27 protein-coding genes are annotated in these 23,082 nt (G+C 67.9%); 8 read left to right on the top strand and 19 right to left on the bottom strand.

All coding sequences use genetic code 11. The features are described 5' to 3' along the window. Nucleotides 1–17: 17 nt before the first annotated feature. Both map and ABDZ81_RS08630 read right to left on the bottom strand, forming a co-directional pair. A complete protein-coding gene (map, locus tag ABDZ81_RS08635) occupies nt 18–914 on the bottom strand; it encodes a type II methionyl aminopeptidase (RefSeq protein WP_343773559.1) in 897 nt (298 codons plus the stop codon). A gap of 63 nt (nt 915–977) precedes the next feature. Beyond that, entirely contained in the window at nt 978–1,109 is a 132-nt protein-coding gene (locus ABDZ81_RS08630; protein ID WP_343773558.1) for a hypothetical protein, read from the bottom strand. 443 nt (nt 1,110–1,552) lie between these two features. Between ABDZ81_RS08630 and ABDZ81_RS08625 the strand changes: the two genes are divergently transcribed. Then, on the top strand, nt 1,553–3,016 hold the full coding sequence (locus tag ABDZ81_RS08625; protein ID WP_343773557.1) for a putative sodium/potassium/calcium exchanger: 1,464 nt from the start codon (nt 1,553–1,555) through the stop codon (nt 3,014–3,016). Nucleotides 3,017–3,098: 82 nt separating this feature from the next. Here ABDZ81_RS08625 and ABDZ81_RS08620 read toward each other — a convergent pair whose 3' ends face one another. Next, on the bottom strand, nt 3,099–4,040 hold the full coding sequence (locus tag ABDZ81_RS08620; RefSeq protein WP_343773556.1) for an isoaspartyl peptidase/L-asparaginase: 942 nt from the start codon (nt 4,038–4,040) through the stop codon (nt 3,099–3,101). A 56-nt stretch (nt 4,041–4,096) separates the two neighbouring features. Then, nucleotides 4,097–4,732 (bottom strand): IS6 family transposase, encoded by a 636-nt coding sequence (locus ABDZ81_RS08615; RefSeq protein WP_343773554.1) that lies wholly within the window; start codon nt 4,730–4,732, stop codon nt 4,097–4,099. A 199-nt stretch (nt 4,733–4,931) separates the two neighbouring features. Between ABDZ81_RS08615 and icd the strand changes: the two genes are divergently transcribed. Continuing rightward, nucleotides 4,932–6,209: an isocitrate dehydrogenase (NADP(+)) gene (gene icd / locus ABDZ81_RS08610; protein WP_343773553.1), complete on the top strand. Its 1,278-nt coding sequence runs from the start codon at nt 4,932–4,934 to the stop codon at nt 6,207–6,209. Between the two features lie 109 nt (nt 6,210–6,318). Here the strand turns inward: icd and ABDZ81_RS08605 are convergent, their stop codons facing one another. After that, nucleotides 6,319–7,731 carry a PAS domain-containing protein gene (locus ABDZ81_RS08605; protein WP_343773552.1) on the bottom strand — a complete coding sequence of 471 codons (1,413 nt, stop codon included), beginning with the start codon at nt 7,729–7,731 and terminating at the stop codon, nt 6,319–6,321. A 166-nt stretch (nt 7,732–7,897) separates the two neighbouring features. Between ABDZ81_RS08605 and ABDZ81_RS08600 the strand changes: the two genes are divergently transcribed. Next, nucleotides 7,898–8,341 carry a GNAT family N-acetyltransferase gene (locus tag ABDZ81_RS08600; RefSeq protein ID WP_343773551.1) on the top strand — a complete coding sequence of 148 codons (444 nt, stop codon included), beginning with the start codon at nt 7,898–7,900 and terminating at the stop codon, nt 8,339–8,341. Here the strand turns inward: ABDZ81_RS08600 and ABDZ81_RS08595 are convergent. Then, on the bottom strand, nt 8,338–8,679 hold the full coding sequence (locus ABDZ81_RS08595) for a cupin domain-containing protein (RefSeq protein ID WP_343773550.1): 342 nt from the start codon (nt 8,677–8,679) through the stop codon (nt 8,338–8,340). The two genes, ABDZ81_RS08600 and ABDZ81_RS08595, sit on opposite strands and share 4 nt — an antisense overlap. A gap of 118 nt (nt 8,680–8,797) precedes the next feature. Here ABDZ81_RS08595 and ABDZ81_RS08590 point away from each other — a divergent pair, with 118 nt between their 5' ends. Then, nucleotides 8,798–9,325, top strand: a complete 528-nt coding sequence (locus ABDZ81_RS08590; RefSeq protein WP_343773549.1) for a DUF5817 domain-containing protein — start codon at nt 8,798–8,800, stop codon at nt 9,323–9,325. A gap of 27 nt (nt 9,326–9,352) precedes the next feature. On the opposite strand, the gene ABDZ81_RS08585 is transcribed toward ABDZ81_RS08590, so the two are convergent. Next, nucleotides 9,353–9,499, bottom strand: a complete 147-nt coding sequence (locus ABDZ81_RS08585) for a hypothetical protein (protein ID WP_343773548.1) — start codon at nt 9,497–9,499, stop codon at nt 9,353–9,355. Nucleotides 9,500–9,695: 196 nt separating this feature from the next. Beyond that, a complete protein-coding gene (hmgA, locus tag ABDZ81_RS08580; RefSeq protein WP_343773547.1) occupies nt 9,696–10,907 on the bottom strand; it encodes a hydroxymethylglutaryl-CoA reductase (NADPH) in 1,212 nt (403 codons plus the stop codon). A 135-nt stretch (nt 10,908–11,042) separates the two neighbouring features. Between hmgA and ABDZ81_RS08575 the strand changes: the two genes are divergently transcribed. Continuing rightward, nucleotides 11,043–11,297, top strand: a complete 255-nt coding sequence (locus tag ABDZ81_RS08575; protein WP_343773546.1) for a DUF7533 family protein — start codon at nt 11,043–11,045, stop codon at nt 11,295–11,297. A 16-nt stretch (nt 11,298–11,313) separates the two neighbouring features. Here ABDZ81_RS08575 and ABDZ81_RS08570 read toward each other — a convergent pair whose 3' ends face one another. The 5 genes from ABDZ81_RS08570 to ABDZ81_RS08550 all read right to left on the bottom strand — a co-directional run bounded on the left by ABDZ81_RS08570 (nt 11,314) and on the right by ABDZ81_RS08550 (nt 15,425). Next, nucleotides 11,314–12,486, bottom strand: a complete 1,173-nt coding sequence (locus ABDZ81_RS08570; RefSeq protein WP_343773545.1) for a M24 family metallopeptidase — start codon at nt 12,484–12,486, stop codon at nt 11,314–11,316. Between the two features lie 4 nt (nt 12,487–12,490). Further along, nucleotides 12,491–14,335: a UvrD-helicase domain-containing protein gene (locus ABDZ81_RS08565; RefSeq protein WP_343773544.1), complete on the bottom strand. Its 1,845-nt coding sequence runs from the start codon at nt 14,333–14,335 to the stop codon at nt 12,491–12,493. A 62-nt stretch (nt 14,336–14,397) separates the two neighbouring features. Continuing rightward, on the bottom strand, nt 14,398–14,556 hold the full coding sequence (locus ABDZ81_RS08560; RefSeq protein ID WP_343773543.1) for a DUF7563 family protein: 159 nt from the start codon (nt 14,554–14,556) through the stop codon (nt 14,398–14,400). A gap of 118 nt (nt 14,557–14,674) precedes the next feature. Then, nucleotides 14,675–14,878 carry an HVO_0416 family zinc finger protein gene (locus ABDZ81_RS08555; RefSeq protein ID WP_343773542.1) on the bottom strand — a complete coding sequence of 68 codons (204 nt, stop codon included), beginning with the start codon at nt 14,876–14,878 and terminating at the stop codon, nt 14,675–14,677. 139 nt (nt 14,879–15,017) lie between these two features. Continuing rightward, nucleotides 15,018–15,425, bottom strand: a complete 408-nt coding sequence (locus ABDZ81_RS08550) for a rhodanese-like domain-containing protein (RefSeq protein ID WP_343773541.1) — start codon at nt 15,423–15,425, stop codon at nt 15,018–15,020. 115 nt (nt 15,426–15,540) lie between these two features. On the opposite strand from ABDZ81_RS08550, the gene ubaA reads away from it, so the two are divergent. Continuing rightward, a complete protein-coding gene (gene ubaA / locus ABDZ81_RS08545; protein WP_343773540.1) occupies nt 15,541–16,362 on the top strand; it encodes an SAMP-activating enzyme E1 in 822 nt (273 codons plus the stop codon). Between the two features lie 29 nt (nt 16,363–16,391). Here the strand turns inward: ubaA and hemA are convergent, their stop codons facing one another. The 4 genes from hemA to ABDZ81_RS08525 form a co-directional block, all read right to left on the bottom strand. Then, nucleotides 16,392–17,789 (bottom strand): glutamyl-tRNA reductase, encoded by a 1,398-nt coding sequence (gene hemA / locus ABDZ81_RS08540; protein WP_343773539.1) that lies wholly within the window; start codon nt 17,787–17,789, stop codon nt 16,392–16,394. Further along, nucleotides 17,783–18,445 (bottom strand): precorrin-2 dehydrogenase/sirohydrochlorin ferrochelatase family protein, encoded by a 663-nt coding sequence (locus tag ABDZ81_RS08535; protein WP_343773538.1) that lies wholly within the window; start codon nt 18,443–18,445, stop codon nt 17,783–17,785. The genes hemA and ABDZ81_RS08535 overlap by 7 nt, the downstream gene beginning before the upstream one ends. Before the next feature lie 68 nt (nt 18,446–18,513). Then, nucleotides 18,514–19,647, bottom strand: coding sequence for a siroheme decarboxylase subunit beta (ahbB, locus tag ABDZ81_RS08530; RefSeq protein WP_343773537.1), 1,134 nt, complete (start codon nt 19,645–19,647; stop codon nt 18,514–18,516). A gap of 135 nt (nt 19,648–19,782) precedes the next feature. Next, nucleotides 19,783–19,926 (bottom strand): hypothetical protein, encoded by a 144-nt coding sequence (locus ABDZ81_RS08525; RefSeq protein WP_343773536.1) that lies wholly within the window; start codon nt 19,924–19,926, stop codon nt 19,783–19,785. A gap of 164 nt (nt 19,927–20,090) precedes the next feature. Between ABDZ81_RS08525 and ABDZ81_RS08520 the strand changes: the two genes are divergently transcribed. Both ABDZ81_RS08520 and ABDZ81_RS08515 read left to right on the top strand, forming a co-directional pair. Further along, a complete protein-coding gene (locus tag ABDZ81_RS08520) occupies nt 20,091–20,525 on the top strand; it encodes a Rieske (2Fe-2S) protein (protein WP_343773535.1) in 435 nt (144 codons plus the stop codon). Between the two features lie 115 nt (nt 20,526–20,640). Next, nucleotides 20,641–22,134: a sodium:solute symporter family protein gene (locus tag ABDZ81_RS08515; protein ID WP_343773534.1), complete on the top strand. Its 1,494-nt coding sequence runs from the start codon at nt 20,641–20,643 to the stop codon at nt 22,132–22,134. A 39-nt stretch (nt 22,135–22,173) separates the two neighbouring features. Here the strand turns inward: ABDZ81_RS08515 and ABDZ81_RS08510 are convergent, their stop codons facing one another. Continuing rightward, nucleotides 22,174–22,578 (bottom strand): DUF5778 family protein, encoded by a 405-nt coding sequence (locus ABDZ81_RS08510; protein WP_343773533.1) that lies wholly within the window; start codon nt 22,576–22,578, stop codon nt 22,174–22,176. Between the two features lie 212 nt (nt 22,579–22,790). Further along, nucleotides 22,791–22,985: a cold-shock protein gene (locus ABDZ81_RS08505; protein ID WP_256393900.1), complete on the bottom strand. Its 195-nt coding sequence runs from the start codon at nt 22,983–22,985 to the stop codon at nt 22,791–22,793. Nucleotides 22,986–23,082: the final 97 nt, after the last annotated feature.

Genomic DNA, 23,082 nt, shown 5'->3' with positions numbered 1-23,082 from the left:
CGTTACCGCAACGTCATCTACTTCGTCGTCACTTCGCAGCCGTCCTCGGTCACAATGATCGTGTGTTCCTTCTGACTCACCAGCGCGCCGTCGTCTTCTTTCAGCACCGGGTAGCCGTGGACGATGTCCTCGGACTTGAGCCGCCGGAGCGCCATCTTCGCCCGGCTCGTGTCCAGCCAGCGCGTGGCGAACGGTAGCGTCTTGAACTCCTCGGTGATCTGCTCGAGCGCCTGTCGAGCCTGCCGGTTTCGAACCGTGCCCTCGCGTTCGAGCGCGAAGATCTCCTCGTCGCTCCCCTCGTTGACCTTGCCCGTGCCGTCGGTGGCGAACGGTTCGATGGCGACTACGTCGCCGACCTCCAGGGTCGTTCCCTGCGAGACCGACCGGTTCGGGATCGTCGGCTCGGTGTGCTGTTCCCAGTGGCCCAGGCCGTGGCCGGTGAGGTTCACGACGGGGTTGTAGCCGTACCCCTCGATCACGTCCTCGATCTCGGCGCCGATCGCGCCCGTTTCGACGCCGGGCTCGATGATGTCGAGGGCGGCTTCGAGGGCTTCGGCGGGCGCCTCGGCGAGTTCGGGGTTGCCCGAGAGGTCGACGGTGACGGCGGTGTCGGCGAGCCAGCCGTCGACGTGGACGCCGATGTCGAGGTTGATCATCTCCTCGCCGAACGTCGTCTCGTCGCCGACGCCGGGCGTCGCGTGGGCGGCCTCCTCGTCGATGCTGATGTTGACGGGGAACGCCGGCTCGCCGCCGAGTTCGCGGATCCGGTCTTCGGCGTACTCGGCGATCTCAAGGTGGCTCGCGCCGACCTCGACGCGCTCGGCGGCCTCCTCGCGCACCTGCGCGAGGATCTCCCCGGCCTCCCGGTGTTTCTCGTACTGCTCGGCGTCCAGATCGACGTCGCTGTCTGCCATACCGAGGACGTGGTCGGAAACGGCAAAAGGCGTTACGCAGTGGCCCGCACCGTGTGGGTGCCGCTATCCGCCGCCGTCCGCGGGCGAACCGCCGGTCCAGCGGCAGTCCGGGCAGTCGGCGAGTCCCTGCACGTTCACCAGTGCGCCGCCACAAACTGGACAGCGGCGTCGCGCGTCGCGTCGGAGCCAGCTCATCGAACGGACGATCGAATTCGACGATATTAAATTCACCTCTCGACGATCGTCGTAAACTCGACGTTAGCAGGTAACGCCCGTCCGCCACCGGTGGCGCTCCGACGCCGGAAAGTTCGGTCACGTTACTTTCGGAATCGAACCGGCGGAACGGCACGCCTCGATCCGGCGGCCGAGTAACTGTAGCAAACAGAACCGGTTGGTTCGCTTGCAGAAGCTGCCGATGGGGCGTCGCCGCATCGTCGGCGTCGGCGCCAAACTGGCCAACGGGGCCGGCACCTGCCGGCAGGAAAGCCCGCGTTAGGTCGTTCGCGAAGGTTTCGGATCCATGTGAAATGCGCTCTAAACGACGCAGCGTTGTCTGTGGGCTCTCTAGGCGCGCTAAAATCGCTAAACGTTCGAACCCGTTTATCCCGTTCACGGACGGACATATCCGTGGCGCCAGCATGAGAGCTACATTGCACAAACTTGGAGTCGTGTTTGTCGTCGTGCTCGTCGCGACCGGCATGGGAGTCGCCGGGATCGCGGGCGCGGCGGGCGACGCGGGATTCCAGGAAGACGATACGACGGACGACGGAACAGACACAGCAGACAACGGAACGGACGCGACCGTCCAGAACGCCAGCGCGGGGACGCTCGAACTACAGAACGCCACGCTGCACAACGTGACCATCGAGCAACTGGACGTCCAGAGCGTCCAGCTGGGCGAGAACGCGAGCGACGAGATGGCGTCCGAGGATCAGGCGTCCCTGATGTTCGAGGGCGTCCACTTCCAGAACCTCTCGCTCGAGAACGTCTCGATGGAGGAACTCGAGGGTGACACGGAGGCCCTCACGATGAACGAGTCGAACGCGTCGGACGGCCAGCGGATGACCGTCCAGAACGTGACGATCGAGCAGATGAGCGTCGAGCAGTTCACGATCGAACAGCTCACGGTCGGTCAGGACGCCCAGATGAACGAGTCGATGCAGAACGAGACCGGCGCGCAGAACGAGACCGGGGACGACGGCGGAATCCTCGGCGGCGACGATAACGAGACCGACGACGGGGGCATCCTCGGCGACGACAACGACACTGAGGACAACGCCACCGTCGGCGCCAACGAGACCGAGGACAACGCCACCGCCGGCGCCAACGAGACCGAGGACAACGCCACCGCCGGCGCCAACGAGACCGAGGACAACGCCACCGCCGGCGCCAACGCGTCCGCGATGAACGAGAGCGGTGAGATGCAGATTCACTCGCTCACCATCGAGCAGTTCGACGTCACCGAGATGACCGTCCACCACATGTCCGCCCAGTCGATGCAGATCGGCATGGGCGGCGAGATGGACGGGCAGATCACCGCCGGCATGCAGAACGACACTGTCGGCGCGAACGAAACCGACGACAACGAGACGGAAGACGACGGCATCCTCGGCGACGACAACGAGACCGAGGACAACGCCACCGCCGAGACGAACGTCAGCGGTGCCCAGAACGAGACGGGAAGCCAGAACGTCACGATCGAACAGCTCAGCGCCGGCAACGTCACGATCGGGAACGCCAGCGCGGACGACTGGTCGATCGACAACGTCTCGATCGCGGGCGGGATGGCTGACGACGCGACCGACGACAACGAGACGGACGGCGCGACGATCGGCGAGGATAACGAGACTGACGACGGTGCGGTGGTCGGCGACGACAATGAAACCGACGACGAAGCGAACGTGACCGACGACGCCACCGTGACGACCGACGAGGAGAACGCGAGTGACGGTGACGTCGTCGCAGCGGGCGACGACAACGCCACGGACGGCGGCAACATGACCGACGGCGAAGACGAGCAGGCGGTGCTCGAAACTGCCGCGGCCGACGCTGGGGGACCGGTCCTCGCAGCGGCGCCGGCGGCGTCCGCGAGCGCGGCCTGATCGGCGACACCGATCCGGTTCGATAACGCCTTTTTTGACCGTTCGGCCCGGTAGCTTCGGCTCTCGTTCGGTTCCCTCTCGCTCACTCGATGGAGCCGGCGCTACCGGTCTGCATCGCCGCGCTGTTGAACGCGCTCCCGAGCCCGCCGTCGGCGTCCGCCACGATCACGCCGGCCTCGGCGTCCGTCTCAGTACCGAACGCTTCGATCGCTCGCTCGGCGGCGTCGGCGGCGTCGACGCCGTTGTCGAGCAGGTCGACCGCTCGACGCGCCAGTCCGTGCGTCGCGATGGCCTCGCCGGCGCCGGTCGCGCTCGCGCCGCCCGACGGCGTCGCGAAGAAGCCGCTCCCGACCTGCGGGACGTCGCCGACCCGACCCGCCAGCGCGTACCAGCGCCCGCCGGTCGAGGTCGCCGCGGCGACCCGGTCGCCGTCGGTCGCCACCGCGCCGACGGTGTCGTGGTCCGTGGGATCGGCGTCTCCCGTTCGGTCGGCGTCCTCGTCCCCACCGTCGGCCTCGCCGCCTTCGGGCATCGCCTCCCCGGTCGCGCCGAAGTGGTCGTGGATCCACGACAGCTGCTCGCTCGGCGGCCCCTCGGGCGGCGCCGTCCGGTCCCAGCGCTCCCTCGTTCGGTCGGAGAGGAGGTCGACGCCCGTCTCGACGCCGTAGTCCTCCGCGAGCGCGACGGCGTGCTCGCCGCTGAGCAGGACGTGCGGCGTGGCTTCGAGGACGACCCGCGCGACGCCGACCGCCCGCTCGACGCCCGGCATCGAGCAGGCCGCGCCGACCGCCCGCTCGCTCGTCATGATGCCTGCGTCCGTCCGGACTGCGCCGTCGCTCTGGCGGGCGCCGCCGGTCCCGGCGTTGAACCGCGGCGAACGTTCGAGCACCCCCACCGCGGCGTCGACGGCGTCCAGCGGCGTCGACTCGTCCGCTCCGCGGTCGGCCGCGCTGTCGAGGACTTCCTGACGGTCGCCGGGCTCGTCGGGACGGTCGCCCGCGCCGCCGTGGACGATCACCTGCATACGGGCCCTGTCGAGGGCCACGCTATTGGGATTTGGCCCCCGTGGGAGGGTAGTGTTCAGATAAGCTGATTCCATGCGAAGGCGAACGCTTGGAGCCAATTTTCTGCGGTGTTTGCTTCGGCGTTGCTGAAGCAGTTTGAGAACTGGTTGGTTCGGCGTTTTAGTTCTCGAAAGACACGTTCGATGCTGTTCCGATTACCATGTTTTTCGTATCTGTAATCGAGGCCGTGTCGATGGAGTGCTGCTTGTAGCCACGGTGCAGAATCGACGAGAAAGAGCGCGTCATTGACGAGATGTTTCTCGCGAAGTTCAGCAAGGAACATCTCGGTAATCGCTTGATTTCTCGTCGGAGAAAGCTTGACATGCAGCAAGCGGTTCGTCTTGGGATCGACCGCAGCGTACAGCCAGAACTGCTTGTCATTCAGTTGGATCACGGTCTCGTCAACCGCGACGTGATCCGGATCGGCGCCATCGAGGGGCTGTAACTCTGCCTTCTGCACCCAGTTATGCACGGTCGCTCGACAGCGTTCGACACCCAACCTATCGAGTATAGAGATGGTATCCGATAGTGATAGTCCTGCCAAATGGAGTCGGATACCGAGCTCCATTGCTGGCTCGGGTGTCGCCTCTCTCTCCACAAACGCTAACTCGAAGCAGTCGTTATCTCCGATGAGGCGGGCGATTTCTGGCATGGACACCTAGAAATCATACCGCCTCGTTCTTCAGAGCTTATCTGAACACCGCCCGTGGGAGCAGTTCGGCGGCGCGTCCGGAGGATCTCTCACCCGCAGTACTACGGGTCCCTCGCCCCGCTCTACTCGGCCGTAAGTATTGCACGGCAGCGCCAAATGGCAGCCCTTTTAGCCCCGACAGGATACCGTACGAACGACCATGAGCTACGACAAGATCGAAGTCCCCGACGACGGTGAGAAGATCACCGTCTCGGACGCCGAAGGCGAGGAGCTCGACGTCCCCGAAAATCCGATCATTCCGGTCATCCACGGCGACGGGATCGGCAAGGACGTCGGCCCCGCCGCTCAGCAGATTCTCAGCGCGGCCGCCCGGGCGACGGGTCGCGACATCAGCTGGATGCGCGTCTACGCCGGCGAGACCGCCCGCGAGAAGTACGGCGAGGACACCAACCTCCCCGACGAGACCGTCGAGGCGATCCGCGAGCACCGCGTCGCGCTCAAGGGCCCGCTCACGACGCCCGTCGGCGCCGGCTTCCGCTCGCTGAACGTCGCCCTGCGCCAGACGCTCGATCTGTACGCCAACGTCCGACCGACCTACTACCTCGACGGCGTCCCGTCGCCGATGAAGTCGCCCGAGGAGATGGACATGGTGACGTTCCGGGAGAACACCGAGGACGTCTACGCCGGCATCGAGTGGGAGGCCGGCACCGACGAGGTCGAGCAGGTTCGCGACTTCGTCGAGCAGGACATGGGCTTCGACGAGACGATGCACGACGGTCCGATCGGCATCGGCATCAAGCCCATCACCGAGAAGGGTAGCAAGCGCCTCGTCCGCGAGGCGATCGACTACGCCATCGAGCACGACCGCGACAAGGTCACGCTCGTCCACAAGGGTAACATCATGAAGTTCACCGAGGGGCAGTTCTCCGAGTGGGGCATGGAGGTCGCCGACGAGGAGTACCCCGACGACGAAGTCTTCGCCGCCCCCGACTCGCTGTGGGAGACCCAGGAGGACATCGACATCCCCGAGGGCGCCGTGATGGTCGAGGAGCGCCTCGCCGACGCGATGCTCCAGTGGATGCAGCTGCGCACCGACGAGTTCGACGTGCTCGCCATGCCGAACCTCAACGGCGACTACCTCAGCGACGCCGCTGGCGCCCAGATCGGCGGCCTCGGCATCGCGCCGGGCGCCAACTTCGGCGACGCGCGCTGTCTCGCCGAGCCGGTCCACGGCTCCGCGCCCAAGCGCGCCGGCCAGGACCAGGCCAACCCGACCGCGATCACGCTCTCGGGCGTCCTGATGTTCGATTACATCGGCTGGGACGACACCGCCCAGCTCGTCAAGGACGCCGTCGAGGAGACGATCTCCTCGGGCAAGGTCACCTACGACCTCGAGCGCAACCTCGAGGACGCCGAGAAGCTCTCGACCACCGAGTACGCCGACGAAGTCGTCAGCAACATCGAGAAGTTGTCGTAGACAACTTCTCGGGTTTCGCGGCTACGCCGCGAAAATATCGAGAAACTCTCGTAGAGCGTCTCGGACTTCTCTCTCCGATTTTCTTTTCGCCGCGGCGCCGACGGCGTCGCTACGACCCGACGCTGGGCCGCGCGTCGACCGCGAACTCGAACCGGGCGCCGCCCGTTCGCCCGTCGGTCACCGACACCTCCCAGCCGTGGGCCCGCGCGATCGTCCGGACGACCGCGAGTCCGTACCCCGTGCCGTCGTCGGCGGTGGTGACGCCCCACTCGAACACCGACTCCCGATCGTCTTGGGGGATTCCCAGCCCGTCGTCTTCGACGTAAAACCCGCCGTCGTAGAGGCCGACGCGAACCGTCGGCGTCTCGCCGGCGTGGTCCTTGCTGTTGCGCAGCAGGTTCTCGAACAGCGTCCGTACGCGTTCGGGATCTCCCTCGACCGACGGCAGCTCCTCGTCGATCTCCGGCTGGATTCCCACCGATGCCCCCGCTTCCCGTGCGATCGCCGCCAGATCGAGCCGCTCGGGATCCTCTATCGCGACCCCTTGACGGGCGATCTTGAGCACGCCGTCGATGATCCCGTCCATCCGATCGAGAGCGTCCGCGACCGCCGAGAGATCCTCGTCATCGCGGTTCTCGCGGGCTATCTCCAGGTGCCCCTCGGCGATCGTGAGCGGGTTTCTGAGATCGTGCGAGACGACGCTCGCGAACCGATCCTGCAGTTCCGTTTGCTGCTGGAGCGCCTCCTCGAGCGACTTTCGCTCGGTGACGTCCTTCTGGAAGCCGAAGTAGTGGGTCACTTCGCCGTCGTCGCGAACCGGCGCGATGTCAAGCTGATTCCAGAAGGGCGTACCGTCGGCGCGGTAGTTCAGCAGTTCGACCGACACCGGTTCCTGGTTCTCGATGGCGGCTCGAAGTCGATCGACCGTTTCCTCGTCCGTGCCGGCGCCCTGTAGAAACCGGCAGTTGCGACCGAGCACCGCGGAGCGGTCGTACCCGGTGAGCCGCTCGAACTGGTCGTTGACGTACACGAGCGGTTCGTCGTCGACCGTCGCGTCGCCGATCGTGATCCCGACCGGCGCCTGGTTCATCGCCCGGCTCTTCCGCTCGAGGTCCGTTCGAGTCCGTTCTGACTCGACGGTCGTTCTGATCCGGACGCCGAGAACCGACCGGGCCGTCGTGTCGGAGTCGGAACAGAGGTAGTCGCCGCCCGACGCGAGTATCTCCTCGACGACGCCCGCCCGCACCCGGGGGCCGTACAGAATGAACGGTTGCTCGCGATCGTCGGCCCGGAGCTGATCGAGAAACCGACGGGCGTCGACCGCCGGCGGATCGTGCCCGGCGACGACACAGTCGATTTCGGGGCCGATCGCGTCGATGCCGTCCTCCGAACGCGACGCCGTCCGGAACGACACCGCTTCTTCCGAGGGGAGCCCCGCCGCCAGCTCGTCCGCCAGCGGCCCGACGTACAGCACCTCGATGGTGGCTCCGTCGCCCTCGCCGTGGGAGTGCGAGTCGTTCATTGGGAATCCTCACTCATCGTGTCAGCCACAGATACGTGGGAATCTGGTATGCGACCGGTATATAACTACCGTCCGGGGGAATCGGCGCCGGGTAGTCCGACAGACGAACTCCACCCGGCGATCCGCCGCCGAAATGTTCTCGTCGGTTCGCCCGATACGCCATCCTATGACCGACGTTCGCGTCGCGACCGACGAGAGTGCGCGCGAGGACGCGTTTGCGGTGCGCCGGACCGTCTTCGTCGACGAGCAGGGCGTCGACGAGGCCCTGGAGTACGACGAACACGACGAGCCGGACGCCGACGCCGTCCACTTCGTCGCCTACGATGACGGTGAGCCGATCGGGGCGGCCCGGCTCCGGTTCCCGAACGCGGGTGTTGGCAAGGTCGAGCGCGTCGCCGTGCTGGCGTCCCGGCGCGGGGAGGACGTCGGACGCGATCTGATGGACGCCGTGCACGCCGAAGCGCGCGATCGAGACCTCGACATCTTGAAGCTTCACTCCCAGACGCGCGCCGCCGGGTTCTACGAGCGTCTGGGCTACGAGCGCCGCGGCGAGGAGTTCGAGGAGGCCGGGATTCCCCACGTCGAGATGCGCCGGCCGGTCGGGAGCTAATCCTGCCAGTCGGGATCCGTCCGGGGCGGGCTGAACACGTCGACGCCGACGACCGGTTCGTCGCCTCGATTCTCGGCGGCGTGGGCTTCCTCGCCCGCCAGCGCGTACGTTTCGCCCGGTCCGACCGCGCGCTCGGTGCCGTCGGCCAGGACGAACGTCAGCGTCCCCTCGACCACCATCCCGGTCTGCTCGTGGGGATGGCTGTGTTCGGGGACGACCGCGCCGGGTTCGATCTCGAAGCGCTGGAGGTTCATCCGCTCGCCGCCCGCCAGCAGCGACAGGTGCACGCCGTCGACGGCTTCGGCAGCGTCTCGGTCCGCGGGAGAAACTACGTCCATGCCCGGCCGTACAGCGGAACCAAACCTAAGCGTTCGGGCGGTCTCGGCCGCCCGTCGCTCGTTCCCTCGATCCGCTCCCGACGGTGACGTTATTAGCGACCGGGCGGTACGACGACGCATGTACGCCGTCGTCGGGTGCACCGACTGCAGCGCGCTCTGGTTGGTCGAGGGGCGCCAGCAGACCGCACAGTGTCAGCGCTGCGGCAAGACCCACCAGTTCGAGAAGCTAAAGAAGTTCGTCGAGACCGACGACGAGGACCACGCCCGCGAGGTCCGGGCGTCGATGCTCGCCAACCGACAGGACCACGGCGAGGCGTTCGCGGAGGTCGACTCCTTCGCAGAACTCGAATCGCAGGTCGACGACGCCGTCGTCGACGACGCGGAGTACCTGGAGGGCTCGGGCATCGATCCCGACGCCGTCGACGAGGCGGCCGACCGGGCGATGGAGCGATCCGCGGGCGGCGGTCAAAGTCGAAAGGAGACCGTGCTCGACGCGCTCAGAGCGCTGGAGGAGCCGACCGAGGACGACGTGATCGCGTACGCCGTCGATCGCGGCGTCCCGGCCGAGTACGTGCGGAAGAGCCTCGACAAGCTCGCACAGCGCGGTCGGGTCTCAGAGAACCGCGGCGTCTATCGCCTGCTGTAGACGACAACGGCGGGGAACCGTCACCGTCTACGGTGCTTGGAGGGCGGTCCAGATCGACACGATCAGGGCGACGACCCGCAGGACGCGCTTGAGGAGGGCCAGCCAGCGGTACCGCCGCTCGCAGCCGCAGCGCTGTCCGTCGGGAGCGTCGTCCCGGCGATCGGTTACAGTCATGGGTGGACGCGCCCGCCGGTGCTACCCGTGCGGACGCGTCCGAACGTACCGGCGGATTTGCACTAAAGTCGAGCCTTGAGCGCGCGGTGAAAGTGAAACTGATGGCGAATCGCCATCGCGGGGGAGAAGCGCGCGGAAGCGAGAAATACGGGAAGTTTCAGTTTCGCCCGTTCGCGGCAGTGGTCGCGGCCCGATCTCAGCGCCCGAGATCCTCGTGCGCGCTCGAAAGATGTCGCGACGCTAGCGCGGCCAGCAAGGAGAGTTCGCCCGCGAGCGCGCCGACCGCGATGATCTCCGCGAGAGCGTCGGCGTTCGACCCCGGCGGATCGCCGCCGCCCCGGAGGTCCAGCACGTCCAGCGCCTCGGATTGGGTGGGGAGCTTCGTCCCGCCGCCGACCGTCCCGACTTCGAGGCTGGCGATGCTGACGCTGGCGTACAGCGCGTCGCCGCGGTCGTCGATCGTCGTGATGGCGTTGGCGCCCTCGACGACCTGGGCCTCGTCCTGTCCGGTCGCGAGGAACGCGGCGGCGACGACGTTGGCGGCGTGGGCGTTGAATCCCAGACTTCCCGCCTTCGCGCTGCCCACCAGGTTCTTGCGGGTGTTGGCCTCCGCGATGGCTTCGGGCGTCGTGCCGAAGCGCTCCTCGACGAGTTCGCGATCGAGCTCGACGTCGGCCGTGACGGTCCGTCCGCGGCCCTCGATCGCGTTGATCGCGGCGGGTTTCTTGTCCGAGCAGAGATTGCCCGAGAGCGCGACGAGCTCGGCGGGCGTCTCGGCCTCGATCACGTCGCAGGCTTCTCCCGTGGCGATCGTGGCCATGTTCATCCCCATCGCGTCCTTGGTGTCGTAGGCGAAGCGGAGGTAGACCGAGTCGCCGACGACGTAGGGGTCGACGCCCAGCAGCTCGCCGTGGCTCGTCGTCGACTCGGCGGCCTCGCGCAGTCGGTCCTCGTTGTCCGCCACCCAGTCGACCACCTCTTTGCCCTCGACGACGCCGTCGACGCGGAACACGGGCGCGCGGGTCATCCCCGAGTCGGTGATCCGCGCGTCGGCGCCGCCCGCGGAGCGGATCGCCGAGCAGCCGCGGTTCACGCTGGCGATCAGCGCGCCCTCGGTCGTCGCCAGCGGGAGGAAGTAGTCGCCGTCGGCCGCGCCGCCGGCTACCGGGACCGGGCCGACGACGCCCATCGGCACCTGCGCGGCGCCGATCATGTTCTCGACGTTCGGCTCGGCGTCTTCGGCGTCGAACGCGTACTCGCCGACGGTCTCCAGGTCGGCGCCGGTCTCCTCGACGACGTACCGCCGCCGGGCGTTTGCGGCGGTCTCGTGGTCCGCGTGCTCTTCGAGTTCGTGCAGGCGAAGTTCGCCCTCACGAACGCGCTCGGCGAGGGCTGCGGGATCGGTCATGGTTCCCTCGTGGCGTGCCCGGCCCCTAACAGTTGCTCTTTCGGCGGCCGGGAGCCGTCCCCGTTCGTCTCCCCGATGTCGGGGGTCCGTCCCGGCCCGGTGGGCTTTTGACGCAGACCCGCCTACGATCGATCGATGAAGGTCGGAATCCTGGAGTCGATCACGCTCGTCGGCACCCTCGCGGTGGCGATCTCGATGGTGTACGCCGGCGGCGGCCTCTACCTCGACGGGAACCCGATCGGTCTGGTGTTCGTCGTGCTCGGCGTGCTGCTGGTCGTCGCCGAGCGCGTGCTCGTCACGCCGCAGGATCTGCCGACGCTGGTCGTCGAGAAGGCGGTCGGCGGGGTGCTCCCGGATCCCGAGGAGTCGGACTCGCCGGACAACGAGTGATCGAACGGTCGACCCGCTACTTCTCTACCGCCATCGACGTCGAGTGATCGCCGAGCAGGTCGACGGCGTCCTCGCGGACGACCGCGACGTCGGCGAGTTCGACGTGCCCGCGCTCCGGATCGGACAGTCCGGGCCGGAGCGCCAGCGCGGTTCCGGATCGAAGTTCGCCACCCGCCGAGAGCCGCGGCGCCTCCCGGCGTTCGAGCCCGACGCCGCCGCCCAGCTCGTCGACGACGATCTCGGACTCGGGGCCGGCATCGAAGCCGTAGGCGCCCAGTTCGGCGACGATCTCGCCCCGCACCGACGCCGGCGTCGCACCCTCCCCCTCGGAGAGCTCCGCGAGCGCCGCCTCCCTGGCGTTTCGCACGGCCACGTTCGCACGGCGCTCCCACCCGCCGTCGCCGTCGACGACGAGCGTCCGTGCGAGGCGACCGTGGTAGCCGCCGGGCTCTCGCGGCGCGACCGAGACGGTGATCGCCGCGGCGGGGCGGAGCGGGATCGCGTCGGCATCCTCGTTGCCTGTTCCGCCGCTGACTGCAGGATCGACCGGTGGGCCGTCGACGCCGACTTTCGTGTTTCGCGCCGGATCGCCGCCGGCGCCCGCCATCGCGGCGTCGACTTCGCGGCCCAGCCGTTCGGCGGTCAGCGTCTCGCCGTCATGAACGAGCCGGTCGCCGTCGACGGTTGCAGCGCCCAGCGTCCCCCGCGCCCGGTCGAGCCCGGCGCCGGCGATCGCTTGCGCGCGTTCGACGCGGGATAGCTCGGCGTCGGTCTTTCGCTCGCGAGCCCGCGCGACGGCGTCGGTCGACGCCAGTTCGTGGCCGGCGCGTTCGACGTACAGCGCGGCGTCGTGCCCGATCGCCGGCGGCGTCAAGACCGTGCCCTCGACGCCGCGCTCCGCGAGCGCGTCGCCCGCGACCAGCCCGGGATGGCGTCTGTCCGGATCGAACTGGCGGACGGCGTCGCCCGGAAACGCTCGTTCGGCGCTCTCCACGATCGACTCGGGGACGCACAGAGCTGTCTCGTCGGCGGTCAGCACGAACGCGCTCCGGCGCTCCGGGCGAACGGGGCCGGCGCAGTACGAAAAATCGGGGTCGCACCGGTCGCCGACGTGGACGAACGCCGCCGCATCTGCATCGGTGACGCTACTCGCCAGTCGCTCGTAGTCGGGCGTCGTGTCGGCCGCCATCCCCTTACTGGGCCTCGGCGGGCTGGCGGGCCTGCGTGAGCAGCTCCTCGACGGGCTCGTTGCTGGGCTCGCCGTTCAGGATGACGTCGATCGGCAGCGTGGGGGCGCCGTCGACGAGGTTCTCCAGGAGGACGAGCCGTTCGCGCGCGCGGCTCATGCCGACGTAGAACACGCGCCGCTCGTTGTCCGTCAGCGTCGGGACGGGGTCGGTCGTCTTGGTGAACTCCTCGCAGCCGGGCACGTCGGTCGGATCGTCGACCGTCGCGGCCATCTGCTCGACGACCTTCTCGGTGAGGTCCGTCGCGACGAACACGTGGTCGGCCTCGCGACCCTTGGCGCTGTGGATCGTGCCGACACGGACGCGCTCGGGGTCCATGTCGAGGTACTCGCCGACCGCGAAGTACGACGTCATGCTCTTGGACTGGAAGCTCGTGATCTTCCGGGACATGTCCGCCGCCGACGCCGGGCCGGGCATGAACGGGACGTGCTCGCCGATCAGCTCGGGCTCGATCGTCAGCTCGGTCAGATCGTCGACGCCGGCCGCTTCCTCGCGCTCGTCGATGGCGTCGAACAGCGCGTCGCGCTCGTTCGAGCCGAACGCCGAGTCCGCGAGCATGTCGGCGAGGCGTCGAGCCTGGAGGCCGTCGATCGGCTCGTCCTCGTCGATCGCCTCGACAGCCGTGACGAACTGGCTGAGCCGGTCGGTCCACATCCGCTGGTCGGTCAGGCAGCTGAAGGGGATCCCCTCGGTGATGAACTCGTCGATGAAGCGGAACATCTGGTAGCGCGCCCGGAACAGCAACATTACCGTCCCGTCCTCCTCCTCCTCGAGCGTCGCGCGGACGTTCCGAACCAGATCGAGCATCGAGGGGCTCTCGATCCCCTCGACGACGCCGCCCTCTTTGCGGGGCTTGAGGTCCTTGTCCTGGCGCTTGTCGATGTGGCGGATCTCGCGGTTGACGACGTTCAGCACGTCCGAGGGAAGCCGGTAGGAGTTCGGCAGGATCACGTCTTCGTCGACGTCCTCGTCGAGCAGCAGGGCGGGATCGGCGCCCTGCCAGGAGTAGACGACCTGGTCGTCGTCGCCCGCGATCAGCACCTTCTCCATCTGGGGTTTCCACTCCTCGTACACGTCGTACTGCAGCGTCGTGATGTCCTGGAACTCGTCGATCACCAGGTAGTCGACGTTCGGGAGCAGCGAACGCTGCTTGACCCGCTCGAGCATGTCGGCGAAGCCGGTCAGGCCGTGATCGCCCTTGTAGTTGCGCCAGCCCCGGATCGCCTCGGGCACGTCGATCCGCTCGTCGTCGCTCGGCCAGGTGGGCGTGTACTTGTTGCCTTCCTGGGCGTTCGGGTCGATCTCGGGCGGCAGGCGCACCTCCTCGTCGTCCCACTGGAAGGGGACGTCGTACCAGTCGGCGACGTCGCGGCGGGTCCGCTGGAGCCACTGGCTGGTTGCGATGATCTTGTTTCCGAGTGTCGTCGAGCGCGCCGTCCGGCGGCCGGCGCCGCCGTACTCGTCCTCGAACTCGATGCCGAACTCCTCGCAGAAATCGCTCTTGTCGGATTCGCCCACCACGTCGCCCCGCGAGAGATCCAGCAGCTCGTAGGCTTTCGCGTGCATCGTGCAGACGTTGCCCTGCAGCGCGCGCGGATTCTCGTCGATTCGCTCCGCGAGGCGCTCGCGGATCTCCTGGGCGGCCGCTCGCGTGTACGAGACGACCAGGACGTCGCGCACGTCGACCCAGTCGTCCTCTAACAACTCGTCGACGCGGTCGAGGAGGGCGGTCGTCTTACCGCTTCCCGGACCGCCGAACAGCCGGGTTACGGTCGCATCGGCGTCGGTCATTACAATGGGTAACGCCACGAACCCCCATAAGCCTCTGGATTCGGGCTCGAAAACGCCGTAATTTAGTTCCCGCGCGGCGAGCGTGCTTCGCGGACGTCGCTGCCGTCGCGGATCTTGTCCTCGCACTGGGGGCAGACGCGCGGCTCCTCGGTCCCTCTGGGCGTGAACACTCGCGCGTAGTCCCGCGTCACGAACGCATCACAGTTCTGGCATCGGGGCATTTCTATCTCCACCGTTTCCTGAGGAAATAATGGATTATAATAGTATCGGCGAGTAAGGATTCAACTATTTACGCGGCGAGAATAACGTCCGGTGCCGATAACCGACCGCTCCGGTGGATCAGTCGTCCGCGACTGCGGGTCCGGTCGGGCCCCACCCGCAGACCGCACACTCCGAAGCGTCGGTGTCGTGGAGTCCGCCACACTCCGGACACTGCTTCTTGTTGTAGCTCCGCTCCCATCCTACTGTCTCCGTGTCGTGACCGCGACGCGATAGGAAGCTGTCGAGCACGTCGTCGCCGGCATCGTTGGGTGCGGACGCCATACAAGGTATGGTAAGGCACACCACGCACTTAAAATGTGGTACTGTGACAGAGGTTGCCTGTCACCGTGCCAATCGTAGCTACTCGGCCCGGAAAGCACAAGATCGCGCGTCCTACTGCTCGCAGAACGTAGTCTGCCGGTTAGAAGGGGGCGTCGGCGTCGCCGGACGTCGCGCTCGGGCCCTCGTCGCTCGATTCGGTTCCGGTCGCGCTCTCGACGTCCTCGCGTCCCGACGCCACGTCGCCGTCCCACGCGCGGAGGCCGCCGTCGAGGTTGTACACGTCGGCGTCGTCGTCGACGCCCTCGTAGGATTCGAGCATCCGGGCGGCCTTCTGGGAGCTTTTGCCGATCGCGCAGGCGACGACGATCTCGTCGTCCCAGTCGATCTGATCGACCGTGCGCGGCAGTTCGGGGAACGGGACGTTCTCGGCGCCGGGGATGTGGGCCTGCCGGAACTGCGCCGGCTTCCGGACGTCGACGATCTGGGGCGCGTCGTCGTCGTCCTCGATCCGTTCGGCGATCTCGTCGGGCGTGACGTCTTCGACCATCTGGCTCCCCGTTGGGCGCTGGCGGGCTAAAGCGCTTCGACGGCGGGACTCGCTGCCGTCTCGATCCCGGGTCCGTTCCCTCGCGCTTAAGCGAATCGACCGGCTATGCCCCGCCATGACCGATCTTAATCTCGATCCGGTCCAGCTGGACCGGTACTCCCGGCACGTCATCATGGACGACGTGGGGCCCGAGGGCCAGCGGGACCTGCTGGACGCCGCCGTGCTGGTGATCGGCGCCGGCGGCCTCGGCTCGCCCGCGATCCAGTACCTCGCGGCCGCGGGCGTCGGGCGCGTCGGGATCGCCGACGACGACGTCGTCGAACGCTCCAATCTCCAGCGCCAGGTGATCCACGGCGACGCCGACGTCGGGCGGCCGAAGGTCGACAGCGCCGCGGACTTCGTCGAACAGTTGAATCCCGACGTCGACGTCGAGACCCACGAGACGCGCGTCACCAGCGAGAACGTCGACGCGCTGCTCGACGAGTACGATCTGGTGGTCGACGGCAGCGACAACTTCCGGACGCGCTACCTCGTCAACGACGCCTGCACGCTCGGGGGCGTCCCGTTCACCCACGGCGCCGTGTTCCAGTTCGAGGGCCAGATCACCACGTTTCCGGCGGACGACGACGCGCCCTGTTACCGCTGCCTGTTTCCCGAGGCGCCCCCGGCGGGGACGGTGCCGGATTGCGAAACGACGGGCGTGCTGGGCGTGCTGCCCGGCACGGTGGGATCTCTGCAGGCGACCGAGGCGATCAAGCTGCTGCTGGGGAAGGGCGATCCGCTGGAGGGCCGGCTGGTCGTCTACGACGCGATGGAGCTGTCCTTCGAGACCGCGGAGTTCGAGAAGAACCCGGACTGCCCGGTTTGCGGCGACGACCCCGCGATCGCGTCGGTCGCGGACGTCGAGTACGACGAGCGGTGCGCTATCGGGCGTTAGCGCGATAAGTTCGGGACAAGAATAGCGCCTCAGTCGTCGGTCTGTGCCGCGACGTCGTCGGGAATCTCCTCGGCGAGCTCCTCGGGGATGTCGGCCGAGACGCCGGTCGGAAGCTCTCCGCTCTCCCCTTCGAGCATCTCGCTGACGAACGCCGGCGGGCCGTCCTCGCCGCCGAAGTCGGGGTCGAACAGCTGGAGCGCGGTGTTGATCGTCGTCCAGTCGTCCTCCGCGGCGGCTTCCCGCAGGCTCTTGGTCGGCGGTGCCAGCAGCTTGTTGACCAGCGCGTCGGCCATCGCTTCGAGAACCTCGCGCTGTTCGTCGGGCAGGTCGCCGTCCCCGTCCATCTCGGCCTCCAGTTTCGAGACGGCCGTCGAGACCTCCTCGGACTTGACGCGGTCGGCGCTCTCGTACATCGCGGCGATCACTTCGTCGGCCCGCTTGCGCTTGTACTGTTCGAGCAGCCGCTCGAACTCCCGGTCGATGATCGCCTCGACTTCGTCGACGGCTTCGCGGCGGCGCCGCTCGGTCTCGTCGGTCACCGACTGGAGATCGTCCAGGTCGAACACGGTGACCGGCGACAGCTCCGCGACCTCGGGCGCGATGTCGCGGGGCTGGGCCACGTCGACGACGGTCGTCTCGCCGCCGTCGGAAAAGGCCTCGGCGTCGAGCAGCGGTTCGTCGCTGGCGGTCGTCGTGACGACCAGATCCGCTCGTTCGGCGACCGTCTCCGCGGCCGGTAGGGCGACCGCGCTCGCGTCGGCGTCGACCTCCTTGGCGACGTGTTCGGCGTGCGGGACGGTGCGGTTGGCGATCACCAGCTCGGCGACGCCCCGGTCGGCCAGCGACTGGGCCGCCAGCGTCCCCATCTCGCCCGCGCCGACGACCAGCGCGGTCGCGTCCTCGATGGACACTTCCTCGGTCGCCACCTCGGCGGCGGCGCTGCCCAGCGAGAGCACGCCCTCGTTGAACGCCGTCTCCGTGCGGACGCGCTCGCCGACGCGGATCGCCTTGGTGACGGCCTCGTCGAGCATCGGCCCGATGCCGCCGACGCCGCGGGCGTCCTCGTAGGCCGTGCGGACCTGGCCGATGATCTGGTCCTCGCCGAGCACGAGCGATTCGAGCCCGGCGGCGACTCGCATGAGATGCCGGAGGCTCTCCTCGTGGTCGGTGTACACCACGGACTCCTCGGACACCTCGTCGGCGAAGCCGCCCAGCGTCGCCCGCCCGACCGTCGGGTCGTCGGTGACGACGTACGCCTCCGTGCGGTTGCAGGTGTGGAGCGCGAACGCCTCCTCGACGCCCGGTCGGGCGAGCAGTCGCTCGACCTCGGCGCGCTGGTCGTCGGCGCCGGCGGCGGCGACATCGTCGACGCTCGCGCGCTGGTGGGCGACGCTGACGCCGGAGATGACGCCCGATCCCGTCAGCATGGCGACCCCCCGGCGCGCTCGCCCAGTTCCTCGTTGATCACGTCCCGTGCCACTTGACGGGCATTAGTGTCTCCGGTACGTAAAGCCTTCCAAACGCGCGACGATTGCACGACGGCTCTGATCGCACCCCGGCGCTCCGCGGGGTCGTCCACGTGAGCTTTCAGCTCCGAGCGCAGTTCGCCCGTCAGTTCGGCCATCGCGCCCGCGCCCGCCAGTTCGCTCTCGATATTCCGGCGGAGCTGGCGCGAGAGCGCCGGGCTCGTCCCGCCGGTCGCGACCGCGGCGACGACCGGATCGTCCCGCACCGTCGCGGGGACGACGACGCTCCCGGCGTCGCGCGACCCGCTGCGATCGGCCCGGTTGACCAGCGCGCCCCGCTCGCGCGCGGCGTCGGCGGCGGCCTCGTTGACGGCCTCGTCGTCGGTCGCCGCGACGACCAGCGCGGGCTCGGTCCGCTCGACCCACTCCCGGATCTCGGCGGGGTCTGGCGCCGCGCGGACGAGCTCGCTGTCGCCGAACTCGCGGTCGCCAAAGTCGGGGCCGAGCACGATCACGTCGGCCTCGCGGGCGAACCGCCGTGCCTTCCGGGCGCCGACGCTCCCGCCGCCGACGACCAGCACCGTCGCGCCCGAAAAGTCGTGGAGTAGCGGTATCATCAGGGTCCTCTCGGTCGTTCGATTCCTTTCTCTCCGGTCCACTCGCAGGTTTGGCCGAACACGTTCGGTTACTCGTCTCCTCCGGTCGGCGTCGGCTCGTTCGTCTCGTGCTCGCCGTCCGTTCCCGCCTCGCCGTCGGCGTCCGCCTCGGTGTTCGCGCTCGCGCGCTCGTCGATCCTGATTCCGGTCTTCTTGAGGATCTGCGTCGAGAACAGCGTGTCCCAGTCGTCCTCGCCCACGTCCCAGAACTCCGCCATGCGCTCGCGGACCTGCTCGACGCGCTCGGCGCTCTCTTCCTCGCTGCGGCCGTGTGTCATCGCGAAGAAGTTGTACGGCCAGACGCCGTCGTGGCGCGGGCGCTCGTAGCAGTGGGTGACGAACGGCAGGCTCGCGATCTCGGGGCCGACGTCGGCGACTTTCTCGTCGGGGACGTCCCAGACGGTCATCCCGTTCTCGGTGTACCCCAGCGCGTAGTGGTTCGGGATCACGCCGACTCTCCTGACTTTCCCCTCGGCGTCGAAGCGCTTGATCGTCTCGCGGACCCACGCGGGGTCGGCGTCGATCGCCTCGGCCACGTCGGCGTACGGCGTCGCCGTGATCGGCAGCCCGTCCTGAATTTCGAGCACGAGGTCGCGCTCGGCGGGCGTCAGCGTCCCGCGCTCGCTCGGCGTCACGTCGGGCCCGAGACCCGAGAGGTCGACGTCGCCCTCGGGGATCGGCCCGTCGACGTGGAACTTCGCCTCGACGCGGAACTCTTGCTGCTTGGGCAGGTTGTACGTCTCCTGGCCCGTCTCGGCCTCGATTTCCGCGAGCACGTCCTCGACGCGGTCGGGGTCGGCGACCGACACCACGAACCAGACGTTGAGATGGGGATGCTCGCGCTCGTAGTTGTGCGCGACTTCGCGGTGGTCGTTGACGGCGTCGACGACCTCGTCGAAGCGCTCCTCGGGGGCGTGCATCGCGACCAGCGTCGCGGCGCCGCCGATCTCCTGGGCGTTGATGAGCGCGCCGAATCTGGTCAGCGTGCCCTCCTCGTCGAGGTCCTGTACGCGCGCAAGCAACTCGTCGGCGTCGATCTCGACGCCCCGCTCGCGCAGCGCGGCAGCCGCCGGCTCGAAGGGCTCCGCGACGACCGGAAACCCGCCCTGGAACGCGTTGACGATGGCCCGATCGCGCTCGTCGAGGCCGACGTCGGTGGTCATACCCGGAGGTCGGGACCGCCGGTGCATAAGCCCCTCGGCACGCGACGAATCGGCCGCGATCTCGGTCGCCGCCCGCCTCGCAGTCGGCGCCGGACGCCGCGGTACTGCGGACGCCGCCCGACTGCGCCCGCCCCGCTACTGCCTGACGTACAGCGTCAGGATGCCGAGCGCGAGCAGGCCCAGCCCCCACCACAGCGAGTCGCCGGGCAGCACTTTCAACACGAGCGTCACGATGCCGGAGGACAGCAGGGACCAGCCGACCGTCGTCTGGTAGGACATACGGGGTCTACCGCCTCCCGACAGTTAGTTTTCAGGGCAAACGACGTGGGTGCTGCGACGCGGAGCGTCGCGTCACCGCGACGCCACGGCGCCGTTGCGGGGCCGGTCGCCGCCCGCCCGGCGTCGCCCGAGAAATTATCACGGCGCCGGCCGCACGAACCACCATGAGCGGTCGCTACCGGCTGACGAGCGTCGACGCGGTCGAGGAGGAAGGGTCCTGGCTGTTCACGGTTCGGGACCAGCACGGCAACGACGAGGAGTTCTTTCTCGTACCCTGCGACGACCCCGACCGGCCGGCGGTCGAAGCGTGGCTCAACCGCTGCACCCACGAGTCCCAGCGCCTGTATCGCGAGGGCGTCGGCGCGATCGTCCGCGACGGCGGGGTGGTCTGTCCGAAGCACGGCTCGATCTTCGACACCTGCACGGGCTACTGCGACAACGGCGAGGCCGCCGACACGACGCTGCCGGACGTCGAGATCGCCGTCGATGGCGGACAGGTGTATCTGGTCGACGACGACGTGACGTTCCTGCGCGCGGGACCGAGCCGCGACGACGATGACGACGACGGTCCGAGTTCGACGTCGCACCTGCAGTTCTGACACGACACTTCTGCGGGAGTCTCCGGCGGCGATCGTTTCGTCGGTTGAGGCTCCCCTGAGCCACCGCGACGGCACGTAGACTGAAGTTCGCGTTATCGTATGTGATAACGAGACGATGATCGATCCGCTCGTGGCGTCGATGATCGCCTACTTCGGGATCACTATTCTCATCGCCTGGTGGTACGGTCGCGGCGCGGGGGCGGGCTACGTCGAGTTCACCCTCGCGGGCAAGAACCTTGGACTGGTCCCGTTTACGATGACGTACTTCGCCACGTTCGTCGGCGGCGGGCTGACGATGGGGATCGCCCAGAAGGCGTTCGTCGACGGTATCAGCGCCCAGTGGTACGCGATGACCCAGGGGATCGCATGGATGTCGATCTCGCTGGTGATCGGCTACCTGTACGCCTTCGACGTCGTCAGTGTCCCGGAACTCCTCGGGCGCGTGTTCGGGTCGTCGACCAAGTACTTCGCGGCGCTCGCGACGGTGATCGGCCAGATCGCGCTGACGGCGGGCCAGACGATCGGCATGGCGACGATCATCGCGACGGTCACGACGATCCCGCTCGACGTGGCGTTCTGGATGAGCACCCTCGTGTTCGTCGGCATCACCGCCTGGGGCGGGATGAACTCCGTCGCCTGGGCGGACACGCTCCACGGGATCATCATCATCGTCGGCATGGCCGCCGCGATCCCCGCGGCGCTGGCCAACACCGGCGGCGTCGGCGCGGTCGCCGCCGGCGTGCCCCAGGGACACACCGACTGGCTCGGCGTGGGAATCGTACAGATCGCGACCTGGTATCTCCTGTACATCACCGTCGCCGGCGCCCAGCAGCACCTCCTCCAGCGGACGTGGTCGGCGAAAGACGCCGGCACGGCCAGGCGCGGCGTCTTCCTCGCGGGCCTGGTCATCAGCGGCTACGGCATCCTGACCGCGACCGCGGGGCTGATCGCGTACGCGGAGGGCGCGGGCGTCGACTCCTCGATGGCGTTCGCCTGGACGCTCCAGAACACCATCCACCCGGTTCTGGGCGGCGTCCTGCTGGCCGCGGCCGTCGGGGCGGTGATGAGCGGCGCCGACTCGATGCTGCTCGCCGGGGCGACCACCTTCGTCAACGACATCTACGTCCCGTGGAGCGGCGGCATGGAGAACGTCTCCCAGACCCACCTTGTGCGGGTGACGCGGCTGGTGATCCTGGTGTTCGGCATCGGCGCCGCGGCCATCGCGCTCAGCGGCGTCGAGATCGTCGTCATCGACAACCTCGGGATGGGCGTGATGTCGGTGCTGTTCGCCGGCGTGGTCGCGCTGTTCTGGCGCCACACCGATCGACGAGCCGGCTTCCCCGGCCTGCTCGTCGGGGGCGCGGTGTTCGTCGTCTGGCGGTTCGTCCTCGGGGAACCCGAGTTCTTCGGCGAGGGGGCGGTCGAGGCGGCGGTTCCTGGCACGCTCGCGGCGCTGCTCACGATCGCGGTTCTGAGCTACGCGTGGGACGGCGAGACGTTCACCGTCGAGGAGATTCAACGCGCGGCGACGCGCGACATGAATCGGTTCACCCAGCGGGATCTGCGGACGAGCGACGGCGATACCGACGCGCCGTCTGCGGACGACTGAACGAGCGGCGCCGCGAGGCGTCGGGACGCGTCGCCGTTGCTACTCTCCTTCGACGCCCGTCACGTCGAAGCCCAGTTCTTCGATGTCCTCCAGAATGGCGTCGTGGTCCGCGCTGGCCTCGTAGTAGATCACGATGTCGAAACTCCCCTCGCGCAGCAACTGCTGGCACTCCCAGACGAACTCCTCGTCGTCCAGCGTGAGGCCCTGGTGCTGGTTCGAGGAGAAGTCCGGATCGTCGTTGCCCGAGTAGACGAACGTGTCCTTCGGGTCGATCCCGGAGTGCTCGGCGATGATCTCGCCGGCGTCGATCGTCGCCTGCATCATGTCGATCTCGTCGTCGCCGTCGAAGTCGGTGTGGACGATCGCGCCGTTGAGATCGACCTCGCCCGGTTCGAGCAGTCGCTTCGTGCGCCGGTAGAGCTCCTCGTCGAGTACCTCGGCCATATACAAACTTGCTCCAGCGCCGGTAAATCGCTCACGGTCTGGAGTTCGCGTCTCGAAGGCGGGACGCCGCTCGCGAGCGGGAACGCGGTGGATCTCGCAGTTGGTCGCGACGCTGTCGCTATCGGACGCGAAATACGGAAAAGCTCGCTTCACGGGCGGACCGGCGGACTACGTCCACTCGACGCCCGGAACCGCTCCGCGGCGTCGGCCACCTACAGGCGGACGAGGTTCTTCGCGCGCGGGCCCTTGTCGGCCTGCTCGATCTCGAACTCTACTTCCTGTCCTTCCTCGAGGTCGGGACCGCCGACGTCTTCCATGTGGAAGAAGACGTCCTCGTCAGCCTCGTCGGTGTCGATGAAACCGTAACCGCCAGTGTCGTTGAAGAAATCAACTTCGCCTTTCGCCATTGCACCTGAACAGAAGAGCCGCGAACACATAAACGGTGCGGGTTAGTTTTATGTGGGATGCCCGTTCGCGTCGCCCTCGCCCCTACTCGCGCCGGTA

The sequence above is a fragment of the Natronoarchaeum mannanilyticum genome (assembly GCF_039522665.1).
In the GTDB taxonomy this organism is placed as follows: domain Archaea; phylum Halobacteriota; class Halobacteria; order Halobacteriales; family Natronoarchaeaceae; genus Natronoarchaeum; species Natronoarchaeum mannanilyticum.
Note: the sequence above shows the minus strand (reverse complement) of the source record. Positions and strands in the feature narration are given on the sequence as shown.